Source organism: Thioalkalivibrio sp. ALE22 (assembly GCF_000381445.1).
Classification (GTDB): domain Bacteria; phylum Pseudomonadota; class Gammaproteobacteria; order Ectothiorhodospirales; family Ectothiorhodospiraceae; genus Thioalkalivibrio.
Genome location: NZ_KB906500.1, coordinates 27,228 through 52,384, shown reverse-complemented (window position 1 = coordinate 52,384; position 25,157 = coordinate 27,228). Strand labels below are relative to the sequence as shown.

General features: G+C 67.4%; 24 protein-coding genes. 7 read left to right on the top strand and 17 right to left on the bottom strand.

From position 1 onward, the window contains the following. Nucleotides 1-12: 12 nt before the first annotated feature. The 5 genes from F793_RS0101915 to F793_RS0101895 all read right to left on the bottom strand — a co-directional run bounded on the left by F793_RS0101915 (nt 13) and on the right by F793_RS0101895 (nt 5,971). Nucleotides 13-1,065 carry a glycosyltransferase family 10 domain-containing protein gene (locus F793_RS0101915; protein WP_018882147.1) on the bottom strand — a complete coding sequence of 351 codons (1,053 nt, stop codon included), beginning with the start codon at nt 1,063-1,065 and terminating at the stop codon, nt 13-15. After that, a complete protein-coding gene (locus tag F793_RS0101910) occupies nt 1,062-2,027 on the bottom strand; it encodes a GDP-L-fucose synthase (RefSeq protein ID WP_018882148.1) in 966 nt (321 codons plus the stop codon). Before F793_RS0101910 ends, F793_RS0101915 begins: the two co-directional genes overlap by 4 nt. After that, nucleotides 2,020-3,105, bottom strand: coding sequence for a GDP-mannose 4,6-dehydratase (gene gmd / locus F793_RS0101905; RefSeq protein WP_018882149.1), 1,086 nt, complete (start codon nt 3,103-3,105; stop codon nt 2,020-2,022). Before gmd ends, F793_RS0101910 begins: the two co-directional genes overlap by 8 nt. Before the next feature lie 86 nt (nt 3,106-3,191). Then, nucleotides 3,192-4,622, bottom strand: a complete 1,431-nt coding sequence (locus tag F793_RS0101900) for a mannose-1-phosphate guanylyltransferase/mannose-6-phosphate isomerase (protein WP_018882150.1) — start codon at nt 4,620-4,622, stop codon at nt 3,192-3,194. 5 nt (nt 4,623-4,627) lie between these two features. Then, complete coding sequence (locus tag F793_RS0101895; RefSeq protein ID WP_018882151.1) at nt 4,628-5,971, bottom strand: phosphomannomutase/phosphoglucomutase; 1,344 nt, start codon at nt 5,969-5,971, stop codon at nt 4,628-4,630. Nucleotides 5,972-6,153: 182 nt separating this feature from the next. On the opposite strand from F793_RS0101895, the gene F793_RS0101890 reads away from it, so the two are divergent. Then, nucleotides 6,154-6,915: a class I SAM-dependent methyltransferase gene (locus F793_RS0101890; protein WP_018867422.1), complete on the top strand. Its 762-nt coding sequence runs from the start codon at nt 6,154-6,156 to the stop codon at nt 6,913-6,915. A gap of 134 nt (nt 6,916-7,049) precedes the next feature. On the opposite strand, the gene F793_RS0101885 is transcribed toward F793_RS0101890, so the two are convergent. The 4 genes from F793_RS0101885 to F793_RS0101870 all read right to left on the bottom strand — a co-directional run bounded on the left by F793_RS0101885 (nt 7,050) and on the right by F793_RS0101870 (nt 10,671). Next, nucleotides 7,050-8,324 (bottom strand): diguanylate cyclase, encoded by a 1,275-nt coding sequence (locus F793_RS0101885; RefSeq protein WP_018880693.1) that lies wholly within the window; start codon nt 8,322-8,324, stop codon nt 7,050-7,052. Between the two features lie 88 nt (nt 8,325-8,412). Next, nucleotides 8,413-8,805, bottom strand: coding sequence for a CBS domain-containing protein (locus F793_RS0101880; RefSeq protein WP_018145798.1), 393 nt, complete (start codon nt 8,803-8,805; stop codon nt 8,413-8,415). A gap of 11 nt (nt 8,806-8,816) precedes the next feature. Beyond that, nucleotides 8,817-9,164, bottom strand: coding sequence for a hypothetical protein (locus tag F793_RS0101875; RefSeq protein WP_018879034.1), 348 nt, complete (start codon nt 9,162-9,164; stop codon nt 8,817-8,819). Nucleotides 9,165-9,168: 4 nt separating this feature from the next. Beyond that, the gene (locus tag F793_RS0101870; protein WP_018880694.1) at nt 9,169-10,671 is read right to left on the bottom strand and encodes a DUF1538 domain-containing protein; all 1,503 of its coding nucleotides are present in this window, start codon (nt 10,669-10,671) and stop codon (nt 9,169-9,171) included. A 60-nt stretch (nt 10,672-10,731) separates the two neighbouring features. Here F793_RS0101870 and F793_RS0101865 point away from each other — a divergent pair, with 60 nt between their 5' ends. Together F793_RS0101865 and F793_RS0101860 are read left to right on the top strand one after the other, a co-directional pair. Further along, on the top strand, nt 10,732-11,436 hold the full coding sequence (locus F793_RS0101865; RefSeq protein WP_018877748.1) for an SDR family NAD(P)-dependent oxidoreductase: 705 nt from the start codon (nt 10,732-10,734) through the stop codon (nt 11,434-11,436). 91 nt (nt 11,437-11,527) lie between these two features. Next, nucleotides 11,528-12,193 (top strand): OmpW family protein, encoded by a 666-nt coding sequence (locus F793_RS0101860; protein WP_018875383.1) that lies wholly within the window; start codon nt 11,528-11,530, stop codon nt 12,191-12,193. Nucleotides 12,194-12,219: 26 nt separating this feature from the next. Here the strand turns inward: F793_RS0101860 and F793_RS0101855 are convergent, their stop codons facing one another. Genes F793_RS0101855 through F793_RS0101845 form a run of 3 tightly spaced genes read right to left on the bottom strand, consistent with a single transcriptional unit; the run spans nt 12,220 to nt 15,763 of the window. Beyond that, the gene (locus F793_RS0101855) at nt 12,220-12,642 is read right to left on the bottom strand and encodes an HIT domain-containing protein (RefSeq protein WP_018882152.1); all 423 of its coding nucleotides are present in this window, start codon (nt 12,640-12,642) and stop codon (nt 12,220-12,222) included. Beyond that, a complete protein-coding gene (locus F793_RS0101850) occupies nt 12,632-14,602 on the bottom strand; it encodes a M1 family metallopeptidase (protein ID WP_018882153.1) in 1,971 nt (656 codons plus the stop codon). The genes F793_RS0101855 and F793_RS0101850 overlap by 11 nt, the downstream gene beginning before the upstream one ends. 3 nt (nt 14,603-14,605) lie before the next feature. After that, entirely contained in the window at nt 14,606-15,763 is a 1,158-nt protein-coding gene (locus tag F793_RS0101845) for a ChaN family lipoprotein (protein ID WP_026280848.1), read from the bottom strand. Between the two features lie 126 nt (nt 15,764-15,889). On the opposite strand from F793_RS0101845, the gene F793_RS0101840 reads away from it, so the two are divergent. Together F793_RS0101840 and F793_RS0101835 are read left to right on the top strand one after the other, a co-directional pair. Continuing rightward, the gene (locus F793_RS0101840; protein ID WP_038037030.1) at nt 15,890-16,669 is read left to right on the top strand and encodes an FkbM family methyltransferase; all 780 of its coding nucleotides are present in this window, start codon (nt 15,890-15,892) and stop codon (nt 16,667-16,669) included. A 31-nt stretch (nt 16,670-16,700) separates the two neighbouring features. Then, nucleotides 16,701-17,504: a creatininase family protein gene (locus F793_RS0101835; protein ID WP_018882156.1), complete on the top strand. Its 804-nt coding sequence runs from the start codon at nt 16,701-16,703 to the stop codon at nt 17,502-17,504. Between the two features lie 8 nt (nt 17,505-17,512). Here F793_RS0101835 and ribA read toward each other — a convergent pair whose 3' ends face one another. Beyond that, nucleotides 17,513-18,658: a GTP cyclohydrolase II RibA gene (gene ribA / locus F793_RS0101830; RefSeq protein WP_026279290.1), complete on the bottom strand. Its 1,146-nt coding sequence runs from the start codon at nt 18,656-18,658 to the stop codon at nt 17,513-17,515. Nucleotides 18,659-18,852: 194 nt separating this feature from the next. On the opposite strand from ribA, the gene F793_RS0101825 reads away from it, so the two are divergent. Beyond that, entirely contained in the window at nt 18,853-19,638 is a 786-nt protein-coding gene (locus F793_RS0101825; protein ID WP_018877753.1) for a RibD family protein, read from the top strand. 22 nt (nt 19,639-19,660) lie between these two features. On the opposite strand, the gene thrC is transcribed toward F793_RS0101825, so the two are convergent. The 3 genes from thrC to alaC all read right to left on the bottom strand — a co-directional run bounded on the left by thrC (nt 19,661) and on the right by alaC (nt 23,454). Further along, entirely contained in the window at nt 19,661-20,803 is a 1,143-nt protein-coding gene (gene thrC / locus F793_RS0101820) for a threonine synthase (RefSeq protein ID WP_018867409.1), read from the bottom strand. A gap of 40 nt (nt 20,804-20,843) precedes the next feature. Then, nucleotides 20,844-22,157, bottom strand: a complete 1,314-nt coding sequence (locus tag F793_RS0101815; protein WP_018882157.1) for a homoserine dehydrogenase — start codon at nt 22,155-22,157, stop codon at nt 20,844-20,846. 73 nt (nt 22,158-22,230) lie between these two features. Next, nucleotides 22,231-23,454, bottom strand: a complete 1,224-nt coding sequence (gene alaC / locus F793_RS0101810; RefSeq protein WP_018875376.1) for an alanine transaminase — start codon at nt 23,452-23,454, stop codon at nt 22,231-22,233. 189 nt (nt 23,455-23,643) lie between these two features. On the opposite strand from alaC, the gene F793_RS0101805 reads away from it, so the two are divergent. Next, a complete protein-coding gene (locus F793_RS0101805; RefSeq protein WP_018875375.1) occupies nt 23,644-24,018 on the top strand; it encodes an Mth938-like domain-containing protein in 375 nt (124 codons plus the stop codon). Nucleotides 24,019-24,044: 26 nt separating this feature from the next. Here F793_RS0101805 and rpoS read toward each other — a convergent pair whose 3' ends face one another. Continuing rightward, entirely contained in the window at nt 24,045-25,142 is a 1,098-nt protein-coding gene (gene rpoS, locus F793_RS0101800; RefSeq protein WP_018882158.1) for an RNA polymerase sigma factor RpoS, read from the bottom strand. Nucleotides 25,143-25,157 lie beyond the last annotated feature (15 nt).

The window sequence follows — 25,157 nt, the reverse complement described above, 5'->3', positions numbered from 1 at the left end:
TCGCGAAATACCTCAGCCAGCGCGGCCGGAAATGTGGCCGATGCGCTGGGTGAGTTTTTCCCAGGCGCCCTCCAGGGCGGCCAGCGGGTCGCGGCGGCGCAGGGCCCGGCGCGAGTGTATCCACTGGCCGGTCGGCCCGGCCGGTTCGGTATCGTGCGCGGCCTCGATGATGCCCGCGACGACGGCGAACTGGTTGTACTCCTCCAGCACGCGACGCCGGGCCTCGAGGATATGCGGCAGCCGCTGTTCGTATTCGTTGTCGCGGATCGCGCGGCGAATGCGCTCGGCCGTCCCTTCGACATCGTCGATGTCGATGGCAATGAAGCTCTCCGGCGGGAAGTAGTCCGCGGCATTCGGCGCGCCGTAGTAGAACGGCAGCGTGGCGCCGAGGAAGGCGTCCGCCAGCTTCTCGGTCCAGTGATGCGGCCCCACGTAGTTCTCCACCGCGACGTGATAGCGGTAGGCATCCAGGCATTCGGCCTTGTCGTCCAGCGGCTGTACGCCCTTGCCGAAGATCTCCAGCTCCGGCAGTTGGGCCTTCAGCGCCCAGGTGAAGTCGTAGCGCCGCCGATGCAGGGTGTGCCGCTGGCGCTTGGCCGAGCACATGGTGGCGATGTCGCGGGTCTTTTCCAGCGGCGGGTTCGCCCGCATGTCGTTGTACGGCCGTTCACCCTGACTGCCGAAGCCGTAGTACCAGATCATCCCCTGCTGGGAATGGATGCGCCGCCGGTGCTTGAGCGCCCATTCCGGGTGCGAGGTCAGTACCCGGCCGAACTGGCGCGTAAAGCGCCGGCCGTAGGACTTGATCGAGGGCGGCTCCATGGTCACCAGCAGGGTGCGCTCGGCGCCACAGGCGAGGCGTTCGCTGTAATGCCGGTTGCGCCCGGTGTTGGACGGGAATTCGTCGTACACCACCAGCCAGTCGTACTCGGTGGCCTGCGGGTCGAAGGTGAACTCGCAACGCCCCCAGCGCGCCTCGCCGTCCGGCAACTGGTGACGCCAGATCGCCTCGCGCATCGTCGACAGGAACTTGACCCGGATCCGGTCCGTCGGCGAATCGCTCACCGGTTGGCTCCGCCGTGTTCCAGGAACTCGGCATAGGCCCCGGCCAGCCCTTCGTCGAGCCCGATGCGGGCCTTCCAGCCCAGCGCCCCGAGGCGCGACACATCCAGCTGCTTGCGCGGGGTGCCATCCGGCTTCGAGCGGTCAAAGCGCAGCTCGCCCCGGAAGCCGACGACGCCGGCCACCCGCTGCGCCAGTTCGGCAATGGTCAGATCCTCGCCCGTGCCCACGTTGATGTGGCTCAGCATCGGCTCGGTGTGCTCCGCGTACGTGGTCTGGTCGAGGTTCATCACGTGCACGCAGGCCCCCGCCATGTCATCCACATGCAGGAACTCGCGGCGCGGGGTCCCGCTGCCCCAGACGGTCACGTAATCGGCGCCGGCCTGTTTCGCCTCGTGAAAGCGCCGGATCAGTCCGGGGATCACGTGGCTGTTCTCCGGGTGGTAGTTGTCGCCCGGGCCGTAGAGGTTGGTCGGCATGACCGAGCGGTAGTCCGTGCCGTACTGCCGGTTGTAGCTCTCGCACAGCTTGATGCCGGCGATCTTGGCGATGGCGTAGGGCTCGTTGGTCGGCTCCAGCGGCCCGGTCAGCAGGGCCGCCTCGGCGATCGGCTGCGGAGCCTCGCGCGGGTAGATGCAGCTGGAGCCAAGAAACAGAAGCCGCCGTACGCCGGCGCCGTGGGCGGCGTGAATCACGTTGGTCTGGATCGCCAGGTTGTCGCGGATGAACTCGGCCGGATAGGTGTTGTTGGCGTGAATCCCGCCCACCTTCGCCGCCGCCAGGTACACCTGGTCCGGGCGTTCCACGCGCATGAACGCCTCCACCGCGGCCTGATCGGTCAGATCGAGCTCGGCGTGGGTGCGGGTCAGCAGCTCCACGCCCGGCCAGTCCTCGAGCTGGCGGCAGATGGCGCTGCCCACCATCCCCCGATGCCCGGCGACGAAGACGCGCTGCGGCTTACTCATGGCGGCTCAGGGTGCGGTAGCCGTGGTCGCGCACCAGCTCGTCGCGTTCGGCGCTTCTGAGGTCTTCGCGCACCATCTCGGCCACCAGTTCCTCGAAGCGGATGCGCGGTTCCCAGCCCAGCCCGCGCCTGGCCTTGCTGGCATCCCCCAGCAGGGTCTCGACCTCGGTGGGCCGGAAATAGCGCGGGTCCACCGACACAATGCAGCGGCCCTTGTCGTCAAAGCCCTGCTCGTCCACGCCCTCGCCGCGCCATTCGATGCGCATGCCCAGCTCATGGGCCGCGGCGTCGACGAAGTCGCGTACGCTGTGCTGTTCGCCAGTGGCGATCACGTAGTCGTCCGGGGTGTCCTGCTGCAGCATCAGCCACTGCATCTCGACGTAGTCGCGGGCATGGCCCCAGTCGCGCTTTGCGTCCAGGTTGCCGAGGTACAGCCGCTCCTGCAGCCCGAGTTTGATGCGTGCGAGGGCGCGGGTGATCTTGCGGGTGACGAAGGTCTCGCCGCGCACCGGGGATTCGTGGTTGAACAGGATGCCGTTGCAGGCGTACATGCCGTAGGCCTCGCGGTAGTTGACCACAATCCAGTAGGCATACAGCTTGGCCACCGCATAGGGGCTGCGCGGGTAAAACGGGGTGGTTTCGTCCTGCGGCGTGGCCTGCACCTTGCCATAGAGCTCCGAGGTGCTCGCCTGGTAGAAGCGCGTGGTCTGCTCCATGCCGAGGATGCGGATCGCCTCCAGCAGGCGCAGGGTGCCCAGGGCATCCGAGTTGGCGGTGTATTCCGGCTCCTCGAAGGAGACCGCCACGTGCGACTGCGCGGCCAGGTTGTAGATCTCGTCCGGCTGCACCTGCTGGATGATGCGGATCAGGCAGGTGGAGTCGGTCAGATCGCCGTGGTGGAGGATGAAGCGGCGATCGCTCTCGTGCGGGTCCTGATACAGGTGGTCGATGCGATCGGTATTGAACAGCGAGGAACGACGCTTGATGCCGTGTACCTCGTAGCCCTTGTCCAGCAGAAACTCGGCCAGGTAGGCCCCGTCCTGTCCGGTGATCCCGGTGATCAATGCCACTTTGGCCATATCGACTCCCGCTGCCGGGCGGCGTGCGCCCCACGCCCCGCCCAAAACGCGGGATCATACCATTCCCGCCCCCGGCGGCACGTGCTTCAGGCGCGCCCGTAGACGTCCTCCAGGCGCACGATGTCGTCCTCGCCCAGATAACTGCCGGACTGCACCTCGATCAGCTCCAGCGGCAGCGCGCCGGGATTCTCCAGGCAGTGCACCTGCCCGATCGGGATGAAGGTCGACTCGTTCTCGGTGACCAGGTAGTTCTGTTCGCCGTTGGTGACGCGCGCGGTACCGCTGACGACCACCCAGTGTTCCGCCCGGTGGTGATGCATCTGCAGCGACAGGCGCGCGCCGGGATTCACGGTGATGCGCTTGACCTGATAGCGCGACCCGGTATCGATGGATTCATAGCAGCCCCAGGGCCGGTACACCACGGTGTGGTCCACGTGCTCGCTACGGTCGGCCGCCTGCAGGCGTTCGACGATGCGCTTGACGTCCTGCACCCGGTCGCGGTCGGCCACCAGCACGGCGTCGCGGGTGGCCACTACCGCCAGATTGCGCAGCCCGATGCCCGCGACCAGCAGACCATCGGCATCGACCACGCAGCCCTCGCTGTCTTCCAGCAGGCAGTCCCCGCGCAGGGTGTTGCCCTGCTCGTCCACGCCCCGCACCCCCGCCAGGGCCGACCACGAGCCGATGTCACTCCAGCCAGCCGCCAGCGGCGTGACGGCGGCGTGCTCGGTCCGCTCCATCACGGCATAGTCGACCGAGATATGGGGGGCCGCCGCAAACGCGTCGGGGTCCACCCGGAGGAAGTCGAGGTCTTCCCGCGCGTTTTCCAGGGCGCTCCGGCAAGCAGACACGATGACGGGTTCGAAACGTTCCAGTTCTTCCAGATACTGCGACGCCCGAAACACGAACATCCCGCTGTTCCAGAGGTAATCGCCGCGCTCGATGTACTCGCGGGCGGTGGCCGCGTCCGGCTTTTCCACGAAGCGGGCGACGCGCGCGCCATCCGCGCCCAGTGCCTCACCCTGCTGGATATAGCCATAGCCGGTCTCCGGCGCCGTGGGCACGATCCCGAAGGTCACGAGATGCCCCGCCTCGGCCAGCGCCATCGCCCGCACCACCGCGTCCCGGAAGGCCTCGGGATCGCCGATGTGGTGATCCGCCGCCAACACCAGGAGCAGCGGATCGCGCCCCTCGGACCGCGCCTGCAATGCCGCCAGCGCGATCGCCGGGGCGGTATTGCGGCCCTCGGGCTCCAGCAGGATGCGTGCCTGCTGTACGCCCGCCGCGCGCAGTTGTTCGGCCGCCAGGAAACGGTGCTCGACATTGGCCAGCACCAGCGGCGGGGCCGCGCCCAGACCGTCCAGTCGCTGGGCGGTCTGCTGCAGCAGGGTCTGTTCCCCGGTCAGGGGCAGGAACTGTTTCGGATAATGGCTGCGGGATACCGGCCACAGGCGGGTGCCCGAGCCGCCGGCCAGGATCACCGGTTGCAGTTCGATCCGGCTTTGCGTCTGTTCCATCGTCCTTAACCCCGTATCAGGCGGGAAATCTCGTCCACGCGGCGCTCCAGCAGGGCCGGGTCCGCGCGGGTCTCCACGTTCAGGCGCAGCAGCGGTTCGGTATTCGAGCTGCGCAGGTTGAACCGCCAGTCGGCGAATTCCAGGCTGACGCCGTCGGTGTGATCCTCCTCCCCGCCCTGCCCGGCGTAGGCCTGCAGCACGCGCTCGCTGGCCGCGGCGGCGTCCTCCACCTCGAAGTTCAGCTCGCCGCTGCAGGGGTAGCGGGCCATGCGCTCGGCGACCATCTCGCCCAGGGACTGTTCGCGCCGCCCCATCAGCTCGGCCACTCGCAGCCACGGCAGCATGCCGGTATCGCAGTAGTAGAAATCGCGGAAATAGTGGTGCGCGCTCATCTCGCCACCGTAGATGGCGTCCTCGAGGCGCAGCCGCTCTTTCATGAAGGCATGCCCGGTCTTCGACTGGATCGGCTCGCCGCCCGCGGCGCGCACCATCTCGATGGTGTTCCAGGTCAGGCGCGGATCATGGACGATACGCTCGCCGGCATGGCCGTCCAGGCAGGCCTCCGCGAGCAGGCCGACGATGTAGTACCCCTCGATGAAGTTCCCCTGGGCGTCGAACAGGAAACAGCGGTCGAAGTCCCCGTCCCAGGCCACGCCCAGATCCGCGCCATGAGTCCGCACCGCATTGGCGGTGGCGGCGCGGTTCTCCGGCAGTAGCGGGTTCGGGATGCCATTGGGAAATCGACCGTCCGGCTCGAAATTGACCCGGATCAGCTCGAACGGCAGATGCGGCTCCAGCGCCTCCAGCACCGGGCCCGCGCCGCCGTTGCCTGGATTGACCACGATCTTCAGGGGCGGCAGGGCCTCGCGCTGGATCGAGGCCAGCAGCCGCGCCACGTAGTCGCCCCGGTGGTCCAGATGCCGGATCTGCCCATTGGGCATGGGCCGGAAATCCCCCCGCTCGGCCCGGTGACGAATCGCCTGCAGGCCCGAGTCGCCACTGATCGGGCGCGCCTCGCTGCGCACCAGTTTCAGGCCGTTGTAGTCCAGCGGGTTGTGGCTGGCCGTAACCATGATCCCGCCACCGGCGCCGTAGTGCGCCGTTGCGAAGTAGACCTCCTCCGTGCCGCACATACCGATATCCGCCACGTCGCTACCGCCCGCGGTCAAGCCCTCGATCAGCGCCCGCGCCAGATCCGGGCTGGACAGGCGAATATCGTGGCCGACCACGGTTCGCCCCGGCCGAATCTCCTCGGCAAACGCACGCCCGATGGCCCTTACCACCTCCGGGTTGAGCTGATCCGGCACCCGCCCGCGTACGTCATAGGCCTTGAAACAGTCGATCTTCATTCACGTCCCTTTTCCGCATTCTTCGCGACAACGGCGCGCAAGCCCTTCCCGCGTATTCCTTCATGATACATAGCCGGAACGCCGCGCGAGGCCCTGCCAGCATCACCGGCGTCAGTAGCGTTACTTGACGTTCCGCGCGCATGCCCCCGAACATGGTGGGTTTATCAAACGAGGAAAAGCCGATGAGTGAGCCGCAAGTGAAGACCGAGGAGAAGAAACAGCATTTCGACGACATCTACGTCGCCGAGACGCCGGTACCGTTCAAGGAGCGCATCATCGACGCGCTCGACTACATCTCCGACGACTTCAACCGGCAAACCTTCGACCGGCTGATCCTCCCCTGGGCCGAGAAGCAGGCGGCCGCCGGCAAGACCCTGAACTACGTGGACCTGTGCTGCTGCTTCGGCAACACCACCATGGCCGCCATCCACAACATGGATGTCGAGGCGATCCGCGCCAACTGGGCCGACGAACAGGCCTGCAAGACCGTCGCCGCGCCGCGCCGCCTGCCGATGAAGACCACCGGGATCGATATCTCCGGCAATGCCCTGGCCTACGGCAAGAGCGCCGGGCTGTTCGACGAGACCTTCGAGGCCGATCTGAACCAGCCGGCGCCGGAGACCCAGGCCGCGATCGAAAAGGCCATGGCCGACGCCGATATCGTTATCTCCACCGCGTCGCTGGTCTACCTCGACCCGCCGGCCATCGAGAAGCTGGTGCGCTCCTTCGCCGAGACCCCGCGCGAGGGCTATATGCTCGTCAACTTCCTGAACCCCTTCGCGCTGGAAAAGGCCGACGCCACCAAGCGCCTGCTGCTGGAACACCTGGAGTTCGTGGGCAGCACCGCCAGCCGGCACCGCCGGCTGTCGCCGCTGGAACAGGAGAACTACCCGGGCGAAGACTGGGCGCTGCTGGAGATCTGGGTCCTGCGCCGCCGCGCGTAGCCCGCGGGCGCGGCCGGGGCGCGACGCCGCGCCCCGCAAATCATCTCTGAAATTGCCCCTGAAATCGAAAGGGCCGGCCCATTCGGGTCGGCCCTTTTTGCTGGCTCGGGGTGTGTCGGGTTTGAGTGCTCGGCTCAGAGCAGCACGACGCGGTTCCGACCCGACTCCTTGGCCTGGTACATCGCCTCGTCCACCCGACGGGCCAGCGTCTTCGGCGTATCGCCCGGGCGCATCTCGCTGACACCGAAACTGGCCGTCACCGAGATCGGGCAGGGTGTTTCCATTGCGGCCACCGCCTTGCGCAGTTTTTCCGCCATCGCCGCGGCCCCGGCGCCGGGCGTCTCGGGCACCACCACCATGAACTCCTCCCCGCCCCAGCGACCGAGGGAATCCGCCTCGCGCAGGGCGCCGCGGACGGTTTCCGCGAGGCGCTTGAGCACCTCGTCCCCGGTCTCGTGGCCGTAGTCGTCGTTGAAGTCCTTGAAGCGGTCGATATCGAACATGATCAGGGACAACGGACGCCCGTAGCGTCGGCTGCGCTCCATCTCCGCCTCGAGGGTATCGCCGAGACTCAGACGATTGGCCAGACCCGTCAGCCAGTCGGTGTGCGCCAGCCGCCGGATCTCGTCTTCCATGCGCACGCGATCGGTCACGTCCTTGCCAATCGACACGTAGTGGGTTACTTCGCCGCCGGCATTGGTGACCGGGCTGATGCTCTGCTCCATGTGCATCAGGGAGCCATCCCGGCGCCGATTCACGAACTCGCCGCGAAAGGCATCCCCCCGCTTCAGCGTGTCCCACATCTCGCGATAGAAATCGGCATCCTGCTGGCCGGATTTCAGGATGCGCGGAGTCTGCCCCAGTGCCTCGTTGCGGCTGTAACCGGTCTGTTCCTCGAAGGCCGCATTCACGTAGGTGATGGTGCCCTCGGGGTCGGTAATCAGGACCGGGTCCGCGGATACCTCCAGCGCGGTGGACAGCAGCCGGATCTCGTCATCGCGGCGCCGTTCGTCCGTGATGTCCTGCTGCACCGACACGAAGTGGGTCACCCGGCGGTCGTCATCCTCCGCATACACCGGCGAGATGTGCCAGCGAACCCGGTACCAGGAACCGTCCTTGCGGTAGTTGATGGCCTCGCCATCGAAACACTCCCCGCTGGCCAGGGCACCCCGCATCCGGTCCAGCACCGCGCGCGAGGTGGCCGGTCCCTGCAGCATGCGCGGGGTCTGGCCCAGGGCCTCGTCGCGATCGTAGCCGGTCATGCGCTCGAAGCCGGCATTCACGTAGACGATCCGCGGGCCCGCATCCAGATCGGCATCGGTGATGACCACCGAGTTGTGCGACTGCTCGATGGCCGCATCCAGAAGGCGGAGTTTCTCGAACCCCTCGATGAACGACATGGGCGGCATGGCACGGCCTTCCGGAAACGAATGGGCGCGGGGATGGGCCCCGCGAAGTATACGGCCGAGGACTCGGACTCGTCCGCGAAGGCAGCGTTCAGTCCATATCGGCCATCTCGAGGATCGAGCCGACAATGTCGCTGGTGGTCACAATGCCCTCGAGCTCGTTGCCCTTGAGCACGACCAGCCGCCGGATCCCCTGGCTCACCATCAACCGCGCCACATATTTCACGTCCATCTCGGCGGGCACCGTGATCACCGGCTTGGTGCAGACATCATAGACGTTCGAGAGGTCAATATCGCCCTCCTCCGCCACGATCGTCTTCAGGATCGTGGTGTAGGTGATGATGCCGTAGGCATCGTGGGCGTGCTGCTTCTCCACCACCAGGGACTTCACGCCATGCTTGCGCATCAACTGCATGGCCTCGCGCAACGGCGCCAGGGGGGACACGGTCACCACGTTGGGTCTGAGAATCTCGCTTACCAGCATAATCGTCTCCGTCAAAGTTCTTCCTTGACCTGTTCCTGGAACTGCTCGATCTGGTTGCGCCCGATACCGGCCAGGTGGGCGAGATCCACCGTAAAGGCAATCCCGCGCGGATCATTGGCCAGATCGAGCTCCCTGGAAATGGACTTGAGCACGCCCAGGGCCACTTTCTTCTCCAGTACCCACAACAGGACCGACTGACTCCCCTCGTAGGTCATGCCGAGGAAGGTCTTGCGCGCCTCGGCCCCGATGCCGCGCGCGTCCATGATGGTTACCCCACCCGCGCCGGCCTCCTTGGCCGTGGCGATTGCCTGTTCCTCCAGGTCATCCGAGAGGACGGCCACCAGTGCGGAAAATCTCATTGCGCTACTCCTCCTGGTTACGCGTAAACCAGCGTTCGTACAGATCCACGGCGATCGCGTAGAGCATCACCGTGACGATGGGAAAGATGGACGCAAACGCGATCAGGCCAAAGCCGTCGATCAGGACGTTGCGGTCCTCCAGGTGCGTCGCGAGACCAATCCCCAGTGCCGTCACCAGCGGCACCGTCACCTCCGAGGTGGTCACGCCGCCCAGGTCGAAGGCCAGCGCCACGATCTGCTTCGGCGCGAGGATGGTCAGCACGATCACCAGCAGGTAGCCGCCCATGATGTAGTGGTGGATGGAATCGCCCGCCAGGATCCGGTGCACCCCGATAGTGATACCGATGGCCACGCCCAGCGCCACCAGGATGCGGATCACATCGCCGCGCAGGGAGCCGCGCGCCGCCTCCTCCGCCTTCTGGCCGATCGCGATCAGGGCCGGTTCCGCCATCGTGGTGGCAAAACCGATGGAGAACGCGAACAGATAAACCCACAGGAACAGCTCGTTGGTGATCAGCTGCTCGGCCATGCTCTCGCCGATCGGGAACAGTCCCAGCTTGAGCCCGACCACGAAGGCGTACAGGCCCAGCACCACCAGCACGAAACCGAAGATCACCCGCGGCAGATACGGGATGCGCTTGCGCAGCACGAAATACTGGAACACCACGATGACCGCGATGATCGGCGCCACGTCGCGCAGCATCAGCAGCAGGTCCATGCCCATCGTGGCCAGCCAGTGACCCTCGGCCCCCGGCAGATCCGTGTCCGGATCCATCGCGGCGGTCTCGGCGTTGGTCGGCGCCCCGATATCGGCGCCGGTGAACACGATGATGCCGTAGAGCTGCACGGTAATCATCGGCACCATCACCGCCAGCGCCACCAGCCCGAAACCGTCACGCAGCGGATTCCGTCCGCTGATCGAGGCGGCCAGCCCCAGGCCCAGGGCCGCCACCAGCGGCACGGTCACGATGTTCGTGGTCACCCCGCCAGAGTCGTAGGCCAGACCGACGATCTCTTCCGGGGCAAAGAAGGTGACCAGCACCACGAGCACGTAGCCGGTCAGGATGTACCAGTGCAGCGGGTGGCCCAGCACCGTGCGCAGGATCCCCAGCGCAACTACGGTCCCGACCGACAACGCGACGATCAGGCGCAGGACGAACCCCTCGATCCGCCCCTCGCTGATCAGCTCCGCCTGCTCCGCGACCGCGATCAGGGCCGGTTCCGCGATCACCGTGGCAAAGCCAAGGGTAAAGCCGAACGCCATCAGCAGCAGCAGCGAACCCCGCCGGGCCAGCGCATTCGATAGGTTCTTGCCGATGGGAAAGATGCCCATCTCCAGACCCTGCAGGAACAGCGCCACGCCAAAGACCACGATGGCCAGCCCGACCACCATGGACAGCAGGCCATCCGGCACCGTACGCAGCACCAGCGCCTGGAACACCGCCACCACGATCACGATGGGCGCGAGATTGCGCGCCGCATGACCCAGGGTGTGGAGAAAGTTCATGCGCTCCCTTCCCGGGATATGACCCCGGAATCAATTCCCCGCCTGGCGGTCGCAGGGTGTATGGAATCCCTGCAGATACCCTATCGCGCCGTGGTGGTCGGCGCCACGGGCGGCCTCGGTGCCGCGTTCGTGCAACACCTGGAACAGGACCCGAACTGCACGCAGGTCGTCGCACTCGGTCGCCACAGCGACCCGCCCGTGGATCTCCTCGACGAGGCCAGTATCGAACATGCCGCCGCCTGGCTGCGCGAGCAGGCACCGGAATGGGACCTGATCCTCGATGCCACCGGCATCCTGACCATCGACGGCCAGGGCCCGGAGAAGCGCCTGCGCGACCTCGATCCGGCCGTCATGGCCCGAGCCTTCGCCATCAACGCCATCGGCCCGGCGCTGTTGTTCAAGCACCTGGCACCGCTGCTCCCGCGCAATCGCAAGGGGGTTCTGGCCACCCTGTCGGCCCGGGTCGGCTCCATCGAGGACAATCACCTCGGCGGCTGGGTCAGCTATCGCGCCTCCAAGGCGGCACTCAACCAGATCGTGCGGACCACCGCCCTGGAACTGCGGTTCAGCCACCGTCAGGCGGTCGTGGTCGCCCTGCAGCCCGGCACCTGCGCCACCCGGCTTTCAGAGCCGTATCGGTCCCGCGCGCCGGAGGTGCTGAGCCCCGAGTACGCAACCGGCCGCCTGCTGGATGTTCTGGACCGGCTGGACGCCGAGCAGTCCGGGAGTTTCCACGACTTCGAGGGCCAGCGACTGCCGTTCTGAAAACCATCAGCGGAGATGATCTGCATCAACGAATACTGATACGCGCGGCGCGATAGTACCTCCGACCAACACGCCTTCGGAGGAATCGAACATGCGACACACCCTGACCTTCCGCTCCCTGGCGCTGGCCGGCCTTCTGGCCCCTGCCGCCCTGATCCCGGCCCACGCCACCGCCGCCAACGCCGACGTCTCCGCCGGCGACTGGCTGATCCGCGGCGGCCTGACCCACGTGGCCCCCAAGTCCGACAACGGCAACCTGAATGCCAGCGGCTTGGGGCTGAGCGCAACAGCTCCGGCTGACGTCGGGTCGAACACCCGTCCGTCCGGCAACATCACCTACATGATGACGGACAACCTGGGTCTGGAACTCCTGGTCGCCATCCCGTTCAAGCATGATCTGAACGTGGGCGGGGTCGACATCGGCAGCACGCGCCACCTGCCGCCGACGCTGAGCCTGCAGTACCACTTCAACACCGGTACCGCGGTCCGCCCCTACGTGGGTGCCGGTATCAACTACACCTACTTCTTCGACGAAGATACGGCGTCAGTCACGCTGGGGCAGGATGTCGACCTGGACGACTCCTGGGGCGCCGCGGTGCAGGCCGGGATCGACTTCGCGGTGGACGACAACTGGTTCGTGAATGCCGAAGTGCGCTGGATCGACATCGACACCGACGTGTCGCTGGGTGGCGCCCATCTCGGTACCGTCAACATCGACCCCTGGACCTTCGGGATGAACGTCGGCTACCGCTTCTGACGCATACCCTGAAGCAAGACGCCGGCCTAACCGCCGACGTCTTCCACGAGGCCGAGGACCCGCGCGATGCGGTCCTCGGCCTCTTGTGTTTCCAGGCCCCGCGATTTCGGCGCGCCCCAGACCGGGCCGGGCCAGGCCGGGTCTCCCTCGAAGCGCGCCACATGGTGCAGATGCAACTGCTCCACGATGTTGCCCAGCTTGGCCACGTTCAGCGCTCGCGGGACGAAGGCCTGATCCATCGCCCGGGCCAGGGCGCGCGATTCGCGGGCCAGCTGGGTGGCATCCTCCACCGCGAGTGCATGCAGTTCCCGCAGGTCGGGGCGCCGCGGGACCAGGATGAACCAGGGGTAGTCCCAGTGATCTATCAATCGGACGCTGGACAGCGGCCACTCCGCCACGGCCCAGGTGTCCGCGACAAGCCGCGGATCGAGTCGAAACTCAGTCGTCATTGGCCAGCTCCTGCCAGATGCCGGGTTGCGGCCAGAGGCCCGTCTCCCAGTCCCCACCCGCGGTCGCAAGCAGATAGCTGTAGTGCGACCGATGCCGCAAGGCGGCCGCGGCACTACGCCGGGCCTCCGCATCCGGGCCGCTGATTACCACCAGTTGCGTGCCGGGGACCGTCCAGGCCCGGGCGCTGGTTCCCGTTTCCAGGCCCGGCTCCACGGCCGCGGGCTCCGGTTCGAGCCCGCGCGCGTCCAGCCATTCCGCCACGGCGGCATGCGTGCCCAGCAGGATCCGCGTGCCCCCCATGCCCTCCGCGACCTCGGGCACACGCCCCAGCCAGGGCGCGACCTCGGCGGCCCCGGCTTCCCCGAGCGCGAACACCCGCACATCCGGATCCAGAGCGCCCTGGCGCAGGATGTCCGGCGACTCGCCATCGGCCAGATGCCGGAACAGCCGCCAGTCCGGATCGACGGCGACCGCCCGCGGCCGCCTGTCGGTCTTGATCGAAACTGGCCGGGACACGCTCTCCAGCTCGATCCAGTGCGTTTCGCGCCCCTCCTCGGTCTTCAGCACCAGCGGCACACGCAGGTGCCACGGGTCGTCGTCATCCGCTTGACGCAGTTGCCCCGTCACCTGCCACCCGTTCCCGCGCGGCTCCAGCCGCAGCGCGGCCAGTTCCAGCGTCGGCGCCCCCGTACGTTCGATCCATTGCTCGAAGAAGGGGCGCAGGTCCTCGTCCGTCTCCCGGTCGAAGGCCTCGCTCACGGCCGCCCAGTCGGCCTCGCGAAAAAGCCACTCGGCATACAGGTCGCGCACGCCGGCGCGCAGGGCCTCCTCCCCGATCCGGTCCTCCAGCATCCGCCACAGCATCGCTCCGCGGTGATACCCGGCAATCCGCGCGGCGCCCGAATTCCCGCCTCGGAAGCTGGCATGTGGCCGGTCCTGCTCACTGGGCAGGGCCGCGTAGTCACGCAGCCACTGCCCGCGCTCCTCACGCCCCTCACCACGATCCCGCTTGAACTGGTAATCGGCCATGAAGGTGGTCAGCCCTTCCGACCAGTTGCCGCCCGAGGCGTCCACGTACACCCCCGTCCCCCACCAGGCGTGGAGCACTTCGTGTCCGAGGGAGGTATGGGGGATGAACGGCAACGGAATCACGCGCTCGCCCATCAGCGTAAAACCCGGGAAGGCCAGCCCCACCGGCCGCGGACTCGCGGCGATGGTGAAAGTGTCGTAGGGATATGGCCCGATCGCCTCGCTGAAGCGCTCGATATAGCCTGCCGCCTGCTCGCGATAGGTCGCGCCGAATTCGGCCTCCAGGTGAGCCGGAAACAGCGTGCGCACCGTGACCGTTCCAACCTCCTGCTCGACCGCGTCCCAGGGTCCGGTGGCCACGGCCAGCGCGCGTCCCGCCGGGAGTTCGAAGGTCGTGCGGTACCGGTCGCCTTCGCGCTCCTCCGCCACCTGCGAGCCGGATGCGACCGCCCGATGGCCGCCGAGACTGGTCACTTCAATACGCACGGCATGCGGCTCCTGCTCCGGTCGGCGCGGATACCAGTCCGCCCCCGCCGGCAGATATCCGCCCTCCGGGGCCAGGAATCCGCTTCCGGGTCGCGCATCGTCCAGTGCGGGCAGACGTGCGCCGTAGCGAATCACCAGGGCGCCGGCATCGGCCTCCGGCGCGCGCGCCAGCTCCAGCCAGCCATCTCCGCTACGCTCGAACTCGACGGGGTGCCCGCCCAGCGACACGGCGTCCACGGCAATCCCCGGATCGAGCCGGAAGCGCCGCAGAGTGGCCGGATCCACCTGCGCCGGGTCCGCCTCGTAGCGGCCCTCCAGCCGCGACTGGCCGGGATCCAGTTCCACCTGCACCACCACCACCCCGGCAACCGAGGCCGCGCCGGGGAGCGGCGCCAGAAGCAGTCCTACGGCGATGATGACGCCCGCAAGCAAGCCGGTTCGCATGGTTCAGTCCCCGCGCGGGAAACGCGCTACCCGCTCGAGCTGCTCGCCCTCGCGCTCGATCTCCAGGGGTAGCCAGGTACCGGGCGCGACGGCCCGCACCACGCGCTGCAGGTCGCTCGCCGCGCGGATGGATCGGTCCCCGGCCCGCAGGACGCGGTCCCCCGCTTGCAAGCCGGCGGCCTCGCCCACCGAGTCCGGCTGGACCCGCAGGATGCGAATACCCTGCTGGTCATCGGCCTCCAGGTGTACCCCAAGCAGGGCCCCCGAAAGTTCGAATCGATCGTCGCGCGGGACCCCGAATACGGCATCCGCCAGGTCCGGGTCGGTTTCCGCGCATTCCCCGGGCTCGCGCGGCAAAAGCACCGCCGTGTCTGTCACGCCCAGATCGGCGAGCTGGTGGGGTACCCCGTAGCCGTATTCCAGATGCCCCGAACCGATGATCGCCGCCACCAGCGGAGGACGCTCGCCGCCCGCCTCGAGATGCGCGGAGATGGCGCCCGCCATCATGCGGTCCCAGGCCACCTGGGTCGCGACAAAGCGCTCCGCATCCGGCCCCATCCCGGCCGGGTGGCGTTCCAATACGGATTCCAGATACGCCCGGTACCCGTCGCTGGGCGCGGCCGGGGCGGATACGCCGTCGCGTGCCTCCTCGTCCAACGCGTCCCAGCCTTCATGGCCCAGCCGCCGGATCGACTCCCGCTCCAGGTTCAGCGCCAGCAGGGGCACGTCATGCAAACGGGCGAAGTGCAGGATGGGCCAGTACAGGTCGGGATCGAAGCCCCAGTGGGTATACCAGCCGCTCGCTTCCAGGAAGGCCTCCGGGTCCAGTTCGCCCGCGACCCAGGCATCCAGGACCGGCTGTTTGGAACGCGGCAGCATCTCGAGGCCGATCACCAGGTCCGGGCGATACCCATGCAGTGCCGCCAGGGTCGCCAATTGCCAGCGATGATGATCCATTCGGTCATGGCGCTCGCCCAGCAAGACCACATCACGCCTTGCCAGGTCGGCATACAACTCGGCCGTATCCAGCCGCTCGCCGCCCGGCGCCGACCAGACGCCAGCGGCGGCACAGTCGTCACCGGCCTGGGCAACGCTCACCAGCGAAACGGCCAGCAGACCCGAAGAAACCAGCCGTTTCAGCATCCGAAAACCTGCACTCATGCATCGCTCCTCGTCCCGCCCGTTCTACCCGGCCGCTCGTGCCAGGCACGTAACTGCCAACCCTCCTGAAGACTCTGCTAGACCGCCGGCGTTCCCCCGTGGCCCCGGCTCGGTTAGCCTGCCGGGATGAATGCATCCCCGCAAAGCCCTTCCCGCATGGCCTGGCTGGACCGGGCGATAGGTGTCCTGCGCTCGCTGATCATCTACCGCCGCCCCGGCCGGCAGCGAGGTCTGCAGCGCATGTATGCCCCGTTCGTCCAGCCCGGCGACCTGGTGTTCGACATCGGGGCCCACGTCGGCGACCGCACCCTGGCCTTTGCCGCCCTGGGCGCTCGGGTCGTGGCACTGGAACCCCAGCCCCAGCTCCTGCCCTGGTTACGGCGCGCCGTGCGCGGCCGGCCGGGTATCGCGATCCGCCGCGAGGTCGCCGGGCCGCGCCCCGGCTCCGCGCAGTTGCAGATCAGCCGGCGCCACCCCACGGTCTCCTCCGCCTCGCGCCCCTGGGTCCGATCGCTGCGCAACCACAACCGGAGCTTCCAGCACGTGCACTGGGACGACGAGATCACGGTCCCCATGGTCACCCTCGACCAGTTGATCGAGGAATACGGCACCCCCGCCTTCTGCAAGATCGATGTCGAAGGCCTGGAGGCCGAGGTCCTGCGCGGGCTCACCCACGCGGTCCCGGCCCTCTCGTTCGAATTCGTCGCCGGTGCGCTGGACGTCACCCGCGACTGCCTCCGGCAACTCGATGCGCTCGATACCTACGAGTACAACCTGATCCCCGGCGAGCAACGCCAGTACCGCTTTGCCCAATGGCAGTCCGGCGCGGAAATCCTGACCTGGCTGGAGGCACACGGCGACCGCCTGGGTTCGGGCGATCTATATGCCCGCCGCCCTGTCGCTTGACGCCACGCCCCCAGGCGGCAAGGCTGGACGCATGAGAGCCCGAGACCTCCCCTGGTGGCAGGACCGTACAAGCGCCGGGATCGCCGAACTCGCCGCGCGCGACGCCGTTGCGCTCCTGCCCCTGTCGGCGATCGAGCAACACGGCCCGCACCTCCCGCTGGAGACCGACTACCGTATCGGCCTGGGGCTCCTGCGGACGGCCTGCGAGGCCCTGCCGGAGGATCTGCCGCGGGTCGTCCTTCCGCCCGTGGCCGTCGCTACCAGTCATGAACACACAGACTTCCCTGGCACGCTGACCCTGCGCCCCGAGACCGCGCTGGCCCTGCTGCGTGATCTTGGCGAGAGCGTAGCGCGCAGCGGTCTTCGCCGACTGCTGATCGTGAACAGCCACGGCGGCAACACCGCGATCTGCGACCTGGCCGCGCTGGAGCTGCGCCGGGACCACAGTATGCTGGTGGTCAAGCATCACTACTTCACCCAGCCCCCGCCGCCCGAATTCGGCATCCCGGCCGAGGAACTCCGCCACGGCCTGCACGGAGGGCTGATCGAGACCGCGATGATGCGCTTCCTCGCGCCGGAGACCGTCCACATGGACGCGGCCGCGGACGCGCCGTCGCTGGGGGCCACGCTGGCCGAGACAATGGAGGTGCTGGAACCCGAGGGCCGCGCGTCCTTCGCCTGGATGGCGCAGGACCTCAATCACTCAGGGGTCGTGGGCGATGCCCGCGCGGCGACCGCGGACCTCGGCGAACGCCTGGTGGCGCACTATGCCGGAATCCTGGCCGCCGCCATCCGGGACACGGCCCGCTTCGATCTGGCGCAACTGCGCGCCTGACCGGTCCCTCAGCCGCGCTCGGCCTCCGAGGCCAGCAGTTCCTGCAGCCAGTGACCGCCGCGGTCGGCCTTGGTGCTGAGGTAGCGCAGGTTGTGCGGATTCAGCTTGCCGTGCACCGGCTCGCGCGCCACCACGTCGATGCCGCCGGCCCGCAGCGCCTCGATCTTGCCGGGGTTGTTGGTCAGCAGACGGACGGTATCGATACCCAGGAATTCCAGCATCTCCACGGCCGCATCGTAGCGCCGCCCGTCCGCCTCGAAGCCCAGCTGGCAGTCGGAGTCGATGGTGTCCAGACCGGCCGTCTGCATGGTGTACGCGCGCAGCTTGTTGGCCAGCCCGATGCCGCGGCCTTCCTGCGCCAGGTACAGCAGCACGCCCCCACCCGACTCGTTGATGGTCTTCACACCCAGCCGCAACTGGTCGCCGCAGTCGCAGCGCAGGCTACCGAACAGATCGCCGGTCAGGCAGGCCGAATGCAGTCGCACCGGGACCGCCTCGGGCCAGTCCCGGGGCTCGCCGATCAAAACGGCCACATGCTCCAGAATCCCGTTACCCTCGCGGAACAGCATGAAGCGCGTGACCGGAGCATCCGCGAGCGGCACGGGGGCCTCGCTGACGTAGGCCAGCTCCAGCCGCGGATGCTGGGCCACGGCCCGGGCCTCCTGCTCGTCTACATCCAGGAACATGCCATCGGCAAGCGCCGACTGTATCGCCTCGGGCACCGGTTCGGGCACCGGGGCGGCCACCACCGCCGGCAACAGGCGACCCGCCCGCACCAGTTCCAGGGCGGCGACTTCCGCCGGCAATGCCCGCGTCACCGTCGGCTGGCCGAGGGCGGCATCGGGGTGTCCGGCCTCGTTCGAGGCCTCGGGGGCACTGGCCAGAGTAAACAGCGCCTCGGGATCGGTGTCCGGGGCGAACTCGAGGGCCACGCCCTCCCAGCCTTCCTGCAGCGGCTGGGCCCAGCCCATTGCAGAGGCCCGGTGCGCAGTTAGAATCAGTCGAGGCGACGCCCCGGTCATGTGGGTCAAACGATCCAGCAGAACGGGGGTCAGACCCTCGACGGCCGCAACGAGTACACTCGACTGCGAACCACTTACCAGGACCGGATGGCCCCGGCGCAGATCAAAGATCCCGCGATCGGCGTTATGCATCGGGTACGTCCATAGGGAGTTTTGTTTATGACCCGCCCGCAACCCGCGAATTCCCCGAAGGCGAGCCCCGGATACTCCAGACGTGTCATCAGGAACCTGCCGAATTCGGGACTGATCGGCTACGCGTGCGGGAGATCGGCCCCTAGCCTACCCCAACTGGCCGGTCGCGGTCCCGTAACCCCGGAATTTGCAGCATGACGGCATATCCGGTCACCGAGGAACAAGCCTGGCGCTGGCTGCTGGCCCAGCGGGCCGATCCCGGGTGCTGCCCCCTGCCCGGGCCCCTGGCGCCGGGTGCCCACGAATTGCTGGATCTCTACGGCCCGATCGTCGAGGCGCCCAGCATCACCGTGGCCCAGCTCGGGCAAAGCCTGGACGGACGCATCGCCACTGCCAGCGGCCATTCGCACTACGTCACCGGCCCCGAGGATATCGAGCGCCTGCACCGCCTGCGGGCCCTGGTGGATGCCGTCATCGTCGGCGCCGGAACCGTGGTCGCGGACGACCCCCGTCTGACCGTGCGCAAGACCGAGGGCCCGAATCCGGTGCGCGTGATCCTGGACCCCGACGGCCGCATCCCCGCCGATGCCCATGTCTTCCGCCATGCCGAGGTCCGCACGCTCGTCCTCCACGCGGCCGGCTACGGCCCCTGCGGGCTTCCCGAACACGTGGAATGCCTGGAGATGCCCACCGGGGACGACGGGCGCTTCGACCCGGCACAGATCCGCGGGCGGCTGGCGGAGATGGGCCTGCACCGCCTGCTGGTCGAGGGTGGCGGGCAAACGGTTTCGCGCTTCCTGCAGGCCGACACCCTGGACCGTCTGCACCTCACCATCGCACCGATGCTGATCGGGTCCGGGCGCCCCGGCGTCACGCTGCCGGAGATCGACTCGCTGGATCAGGCCCTGCGCCCGCCCTGCCGGATCTTCCGACTGGGGGGGGACACCCTGTTCGACCTGGACCTGCGCAGCAAGCCCTGAGGCCGGCCGGCACGGCGTGGCCTCAGCTCAGGTTGTCGCGAATCGCGCGGGAGACCGCGTCCAGCTCGGCCGGCACCTTGGTCGGCTGCACCACGCTCTGCGCGATCGCGGTGTCCGGGTCCTTCAGTCCGTTGCCCGTGAGCGTGCACACGACCGTCGAGCCTTCCGGGATCTTGCCGTCGCGGATGTCGCGCAGGGCGCCGGCCAGGGATGCGGCCGAGGCCGGCTCGCAGAACACGCCCTCCTTCTCGGCCAGCAGCTTCTGCGCGGCAAGGATCTCGTCGTCCTGGCATTCATCGAACCAGCCACCCGACTCTTCGCGCACCGTCCACGCCATGTCCCAGGACTGCGGATGGCCAATGCGAATCGCGGTCGCCACGGTATCCGGGTTGTCCACCATCGCGCCGCGCATGAACGGCGCGGAGCCCGAGGCCTGGTAGCCCACCATATGCGGGCGGTTACCCACCATGCCGCCTCCGGCATATTTGCAGTGGCCCTTGCAATAGGCGCAGGCATCGGTCACGTCGTCACTGCTCTTGGCCGCCATCTCGCTGTAGCCGATCCAGTGCGCGGTGATGTTACCCGCGTTGCCCACCGGCAGGCAGTGATAGTCCGGGGCCCGACCCAGCTCCTCGACGATTTCGAAAGCGGCGGTCTTCTGGCCCTGCAGGCGATACGGATTGACCGAGTTGACCAGGGTCACCGGGGTGTTGGAGGCCACTTCCTTGACCAGGCGCATGCCGTCGTCGAAGTTGCCCTCGATCTGAATCACCGTCGCGCCATGCATCATCGCCTGGGCCAGCTTGCCCATCGCGATCTTGCCATCCGGGATCACCACGAACGCGGTGATCCCGGCGCGGGCGGCATAGGCAGCCGCCGCCGCGGAGGTGTTGCCGGTGGAGGCGCAGACGATCGCCCGCGAGCCCTCTTCCACCGCCTTGGTCACGGCCATGGTCATGCCGCGGTCCTTGAACGAACCGGTGGGGTTGAGCCCCTCGAACTTCACGTAGATCTCGACCTCCCGCGCCAGATCACGCGGGATGTTGTTCAGCCGGATCAGCGGCGTGTTGCCCTCGCCCAGCGAGATGATGCGGGTGTCGTCATGCACCGGCAGGCGGTCGCGGTAGCGTTCGATCAGTCCGGTATAGCGGTGTCCAAAGGCCATGATGTTCTCTGTCGTTGCGGTTGCAGTCCGGGCGCCGGGATCAGCGCGCCAGCCCTTCCATGCGGATACGGGTAATCGGGGTCAGCAGGTGATCCAGCGCCTCGAGCGCGGTAATCGCCTCGTTCATCGAACCCTCGCGCACCTTGTGCGTGAGCATGATGATCGTGGCCTCGCCGCGTTCCGGATCCGGTTCACGCTGCAGGATCGCCTCGATGCTGATGCCGTGCTCGCCGAGGATGCGGGTGATGTCGGCCAGCACGCCCGGACGGTCCTGCGTGCGCAGACGCAGGTAGAACGACGTCTCGACGTCCGCCAGATCCAGCACCGGCTTGTCCGACAAGGCATCCGGCTGGAAGGCCAGATGCGGCACGCGATTCTCGGGGTCGGTGGTCAGGGCACGCACCACGTCGACCAGATCGGCGACCACGGCCGAGGCGGTGGCCTCCGCGCCCGCACCCGCACCGTAGTACAGCGTCGGGCCCACGGCGTCGGCGTTGACCAGCACCGCGTTCATCACGCCGTCCACGTTGGCGATCAACCGGCGTTCCGGGATCAGCGTGGGGTGCACCCGCAGCTCGTAGCCCTTGGGGGTGCGCCGGGCGATGCCCAGGTGCTTGATACGGTAGCCCAGCTCGGCGGCGAAACCGACATCCTCGCGGGTGATGTTGCTGATGCCTTCCACCGCCACGCGGTCGAACTGCAGCGGAATGCCAAAGGCAATGGAGGCCAGGATCGCGAGCTTGTGGGCCGCGTCGATGCCTTCCACGTCAAAGGTCGGGTCGGCCTCGGCATAGCCCAGCGCCTGAGCCTCGGCCAGCACGTCCTCGAAATCGCGACCCTTGTCGCGCATCTCGGTCAGGATGAAGTTGCCGGTGCCGTTGATGATGCCGGCCAGCCATTCGATCTGGTTGCCGGCCAGGCCCTCGCGAATCGCCTTGATAATCGGGATGCCACCGGCCACCGCGGCCTCGAAGGCGACCATCACGCCCTTTTGCTGGGCGCGCTCGAAGATCGTATTGCCGTGCAAAGCGATCAGGGCCTTGTTCGCGGTGACCACGTGCTTGCCGGCGTCGATCGCGGCCAGCACCAGGTTCAGGGCCGGGTCGGTGCCGCCCATCAGTTCGACGACGACCTCGACCTCGGGGTCATTCACGACCGCCGCCGGATCGGTGGTCAGCCGGATCTGCGAACAGTCACATTCCCGCTCGCGGTTGACATCGCGCGCGGCGGCCGCCACGACCTGGATATCGCGACCCGCGCGGCGGGCGATCTCGGTGCCGTTGCGCGCGAGCACGTTCACCGTGCCGCAGCCCACCGTACCCAGTCCAAGAATTCCGATCTTTACCGGCGTCATAGCCTTGCTGTCCTTGACGTCAGGCGCCGTCCGGCGCCCGGTGTTGATTGCATTCGAACGCGGCCCGCGCGCCTCAGGCGTTCGAACCCGAGCTTTCCTCGGCCGCGTCGGCGAGGATCGAGTCGGCCCGGAACATCGCCTTGATCCCGCGCAGCGCCTGGCGGGTGCGCTGTTCGTTCTCGATCAGGCTGAAGCGCACGTGGTCATCGCCATAGTTGCCGAACCCGATGCCCGGCGAGACGGCCACCTTGGCGTCACGCAGCATCTTCTTCGCGAACTCCAGCGATCCCATCTCGCGGTACGGTTCCGGGATCGGGGCCCAGACGAACATGGTCGCCTTCGGCTTTTCCACCTGCCAGCCGAGCTTGTTGAGGCCGTCGCAGAGTACATCCCGGCGCACGCGGTACAACTCGCGGATCTCCTCGACACAGTCCTGCGGACCTTCCAGCGCCGCGATCGCGGCCACCTGGATCGGGGTAAAGGTCCCGTAATCGAGGTAGGACTTGATGCGCGCGAGGGCGGCCACCAGCGTCGGATTGCCGCACATGAAGCCCACGCGCCAGCCGGGCATGTTGTAGGTTTTGGACAGGGTGTAGAACTCCACCGCAATGTCCTTGGCACCCGGCACCTCGAAGATCGACGGCGCCTTGTAGCCATCGAAGCTGATCTCCGCATAGGCCAGGTCGTGCACGATCCAGATGCCGTGTTCCTTGCAGATCGCCACCACCCGCTCGAAGAACTCGAGATCCACGCATTGCGTGGTCGGGTTCGCCGGAAAGTTCAGGATCAGCATCTTCGGCTTCGGCCAGGAGTCCTGGATCGCCCGCTCCAGCTCGGCGAAGAAGTCGACATCCGGCGTCAGCGGCACATGGCGCACGTCGGCGCCGGCGATCACGCAGCCATACGGATGAATGGGATACGCCGGGTTCGGCACCAGGACGGCATCCCCCGGCCCCAGGGTCGCCAGTGCCAGGTGCGCCAGGCCCTCCTTGGAACCGATGGTCACGATGGCCTCGGTCTCCGGGTCCAGATCCACGTCGAACTGGGTCTTGTACCAGCGTGTGATCGCACGACGCAGGCGCGGGATGCCCTTGGACACGGAGTAGCGATGGGTATCGCCGCGCTGGGCCGCCTCGCACAGCTTGTCCACGATGTGCTGCGGCGTCGGCTGGTCGGGGTTGCCCATCCCGAAGTCGATAATGTCCTCGCCACGGGCGCGGGCCTCGGCCTTCAACTGGTTCACGATGTTGAAGACGTAGGGCGGGAGGCGCTCGATACGGGGGAAGACGTCGGTCACGGGTCTGGGTCCTGGTTGGGGCCTTGGCGGTTGTTTTCCGGGACCCTGAAGGCCCCTCCGGATGCCGCACCGGAAAGCGCGCCAAAGTATAACCCGGGCCCGGACCTGTCAACGAATCGGGGCGCCGCCGCCCTTTGGTGAGGGCGCGCATTCTTGAGTCATTCACGGCGCCGGAGTAGCGTACGCAGCATGCTGTTCTCCGAAGTCACCAGCGAAGAGTCCTACATCGTGACCGGCTACGAGACCGGTCGCGTCGGGATCAATCAGGTGGCCCACAGCCGCAGCCTGATTGTCCGCCCGCACCAGCTGCAAACCGACTGGCCGGTGCAGGCGGCGGACGAGCTGCGGGTGGATCACCTGCAAGCCGTACTGGACACCCCGCCCGAGGTGCTGCTGATCGGCACCGGCGAGCTGCAGCGGTTTCCGGACCGTGCGGTCTGGCGACACCTTCGCGCTCAGGGGCTGGGCGTGGAGATCATGGATACCGCGGCGGCCTGCCGCACCTACAACCTGATCATGGCGGAGGGCCGCGACGTCGCCGCAGCTCTGATCATCGAGGGGTAGTCGGACCACCGCCCGGGGAACCCGGGTCAGGAGTTCGGCAGGACCTCGTCGCCCTTCATCCCGCGCGATTCGAGCAGCTTGCGCAGCCGCTTGAGGGCATCCATCTGAATTTGCCGCACGCGTTCGCGGGTCACGCCGATCTCCGACCCCACCTGCTCCAGCGTCGAGCGTTCGAAACCGTGCAGCCCGAACCGACGCACCAGCACCTCGCGCTGCTTGTGATCGAGTTCCGCCAGCCAGGCCTCCACCAGATGGTGGAGGTCCTGATCCTCCAGCAGTGTAGAGGGCTCCGGGGCATTCGCATCGGCCAGGATATCGGTCAGCGAGCGGTCCCCGTCCGGGCCCGACGGCAGGTCCATCGAGGTCGAGGGCTCGGACATCGCGCGCAGCTTCTGGATCTCGGCCACCGGCTTGCCGAGGCGCTGCGCCAGCTCCTCCTCGCTCGGGTCGCGGCCGAGTTCCTGGGTCAGGTTGCGCGCGATCCGCGCATGCATGCGCAGTTCCTTGCTGACATGCACGGGAATGCGGATCGTCCGCCCCTGATTCATCAGGGCCCGCTCGATGGTCTGGCGGATCCACCAGGTCGCATAGGTGGAAAACCGGAACCCCCGCTCCGGGTCGAACTTCTCGACCGCGTGCATCAGACCGAGGTTGCCTTCCTCGATCAGATCCAGCAGTGGCAGCCCCCGGTTGAGGTAACGCCTGGCAATCTTTACCACCAGCCGCAGGTTGCACTCGATCATGCGGCGCCGACCGGCGTCATCGCCCTGACGTGCCAGCCGGGCGTACTTGCGTTCTTCATCGGGGGTCAGCAGCGGGCGGTACTCAATATCGCGCAGGTAGATCTGGATGGCATCCAGCTCGGCCGGCCGGGCATCACGCAGGGTTTTCGGCCGCACGGGTGCCTCGGTTTCCGGCTCAAGGCCAACCGTGACCTCGGGGGCCACCTGCGCCGCGTCGTCCGCGTCGTCCTCGGCATCTTCAGGATCTTCGGGGGCTTGCATGGACTCGACCGGCCGGGCCAGATCTTCGGGCAGCGCCTCCCCGTCTTCGTCCTCGGCCGGGCCTTCGGTCAGGCGTTCGTCATCCAGTTCCGGGTCCACCGGCTGCCGGGTCTTGGCCATGTAGTGTCCTGCTCT

What these genes read in the sequence shown, in the direction of transcription:
- F793_RS0101850 (WP_018882153.1), bottom strand. Translation starts at nt 14,602, where the DNA reads ATGCGAACCGGCTTGCTTGCGGGCGTCATCATCGCCGTAGGACTGCTT.
- F793_RS0101870 (WP_018880694.1), bottom strand. Translation starts at nt 10,671, where the DNA reads ATGAACTTTCTCCACACCCTGGGTCATGCGGCGCGCAATCTCGCGCCC.
- F793_RS0101865 (WP_018877748.1), top strand. Translation starts at nt 10,732, where the DNA reads ATGGAATCCCTGCAGATACCCTATCGCGCCGTGGTGGTCGGCGCCACG.
- F793_RS0101855 (WP_018882152.1), bottom strand. Translation starts at nt 12,642, where the DNA reads ATGACGACTGAGTTTCGACTCGATCCGCGGCTTGTCGCGGACACCTGG.
- F793_RS0101890 (WP_018867422.1), top strand. Translation starts at nt 6,154, where the DNA reads ATGAGTGAGCCGCAAGTGAAGACCGAGGAGAAGAAACAGCATTTCGAC.
- F793_RS0101910 (WP_018882148.1), bottom strand. Translation starts at nt 2,027, where the DNA reads ATGAGTAAGCCGCAGCGCGTCTTCGTCGCCGGGCATCGGGGGATGGTG.
- F793_RS0101845 (WP_026280848.1), bottom strand. Translation starts at nt 15,763, where the DNA reads ATGAGTGCAGGTTTTCGGATGCTGAAACGGCTGGTTTCTTCGGGTCTG.
- F793_RS0101900 (WP_018882150.1), bottom strand. Translation starts at nt 4,622, where the DNA reads ATGGAACAGACGCAAAGCCGGATCGAACTGCAACCGGTGATCCTGGCC.
- F793_RS0101840 (WP_038037030.1), top strand. Translation starts at nt 15,890, where the DNA reads ATGAATGCATCCCCGCAAAGCCCTTCCCGCATGGCCTGGCTGGACCGG.
- F793_RS0101895 (WP_018882151.1), bottom strand. Translation starts at nt 5,971, where the DNA reads ATGAAGATCGACTGTTTCAAGGCCTATGACGTACGCGGGCGGGTGCCG.
- F793_RS0101835 (WP_018882156.1), top strand. Translation starts at nt 16,701, where the DNA reads ATGAGAGCCCGAGACCTCCCCTGGTGGCAGGACCGTACAAGCGCCGGG.
- F793_RS0101875 (WP_018879034.1), bottom strand. Translation starts at nt 9,164, where the DNA reads ATGAGATTTTCCGCACTGGTGGCCGTCCTCTCGGATGACCTGGAGGAA.
- gmd (WP_018882149.1), bottom strand. Translation starts at nt 3,105, where the DNA reads ATGGCCAAAGTGGCATTGATCACCGGGATCACCGGACAGGACGGGGCC.
- F793_RS0101825 (WP_018877753.1), top strand. Translation starts at nt 18,853, where the DNA reads ATGACGGCATATCCGGTCACCGAGGAACAAGCCTGGCGCTGGCTGCTG.
- rpoS (WP_018882158.1), bottom strand. Translation starts at nt 25,142, where the DNA reads ATGGCCAAGACCCGGCAGCCGGTGGACCCGGAACTGGATGACGAACGC.
- F793_RS0101885 (WP_018880693.1), bottom strand. Translation starts at nt 8,324, where the DNA reads ATGCCGCCCATGTCGTTCATCGAGGGGTTCGAGAAACTCCGCCTTCTG.
- thrC (WP_018867409.1), bottom strand. Translation starts at nt 20,803, where the DNA reads ATGGCCTTTGGACACCGCTATACCGGACTGATCGAACGCTACCGCGAC.
- F793_RS0101815 (WP_018882157.1), bottom strand. Translation starts at nt 22,157, where the DNA reads ATGACGCCGGTAAAGATCGGAATTCTTGGACTGGGTACGGTGGGCTGC.
- ribA (WP_026279290.1), bottom strand. Translation starts at nt 18,658, where the DNA reads ATGCATAACGCCGATCGCGGGATCTTTGATCTGCGCCGGGGCCATCCG.
- F793_RS0101805 (WP_018875375.1), top strand. Translation starts at nt 23,644, where the DNA reads ATGCTGTTCTCCGAAGTCACCAGCGAAGAGTCCTACATCGTGACCGGC.
- F793_RS0101860 (WP_018875383.1), top strand. Translation starts at nt 11,528, where the DNA reads ATGCGACACACCCTGACCTTCCGCTCCCTGGCGCTGGCCGGCCTTCTG.
- F793_RS0101880 (WP_018145798.1), bottom strand. Translation starts at nt 8,805, where the DNA reads ATGCTGGTAAGCGAGATTCTCAGACCCAACGTGGTGACCGTGTCCCCC.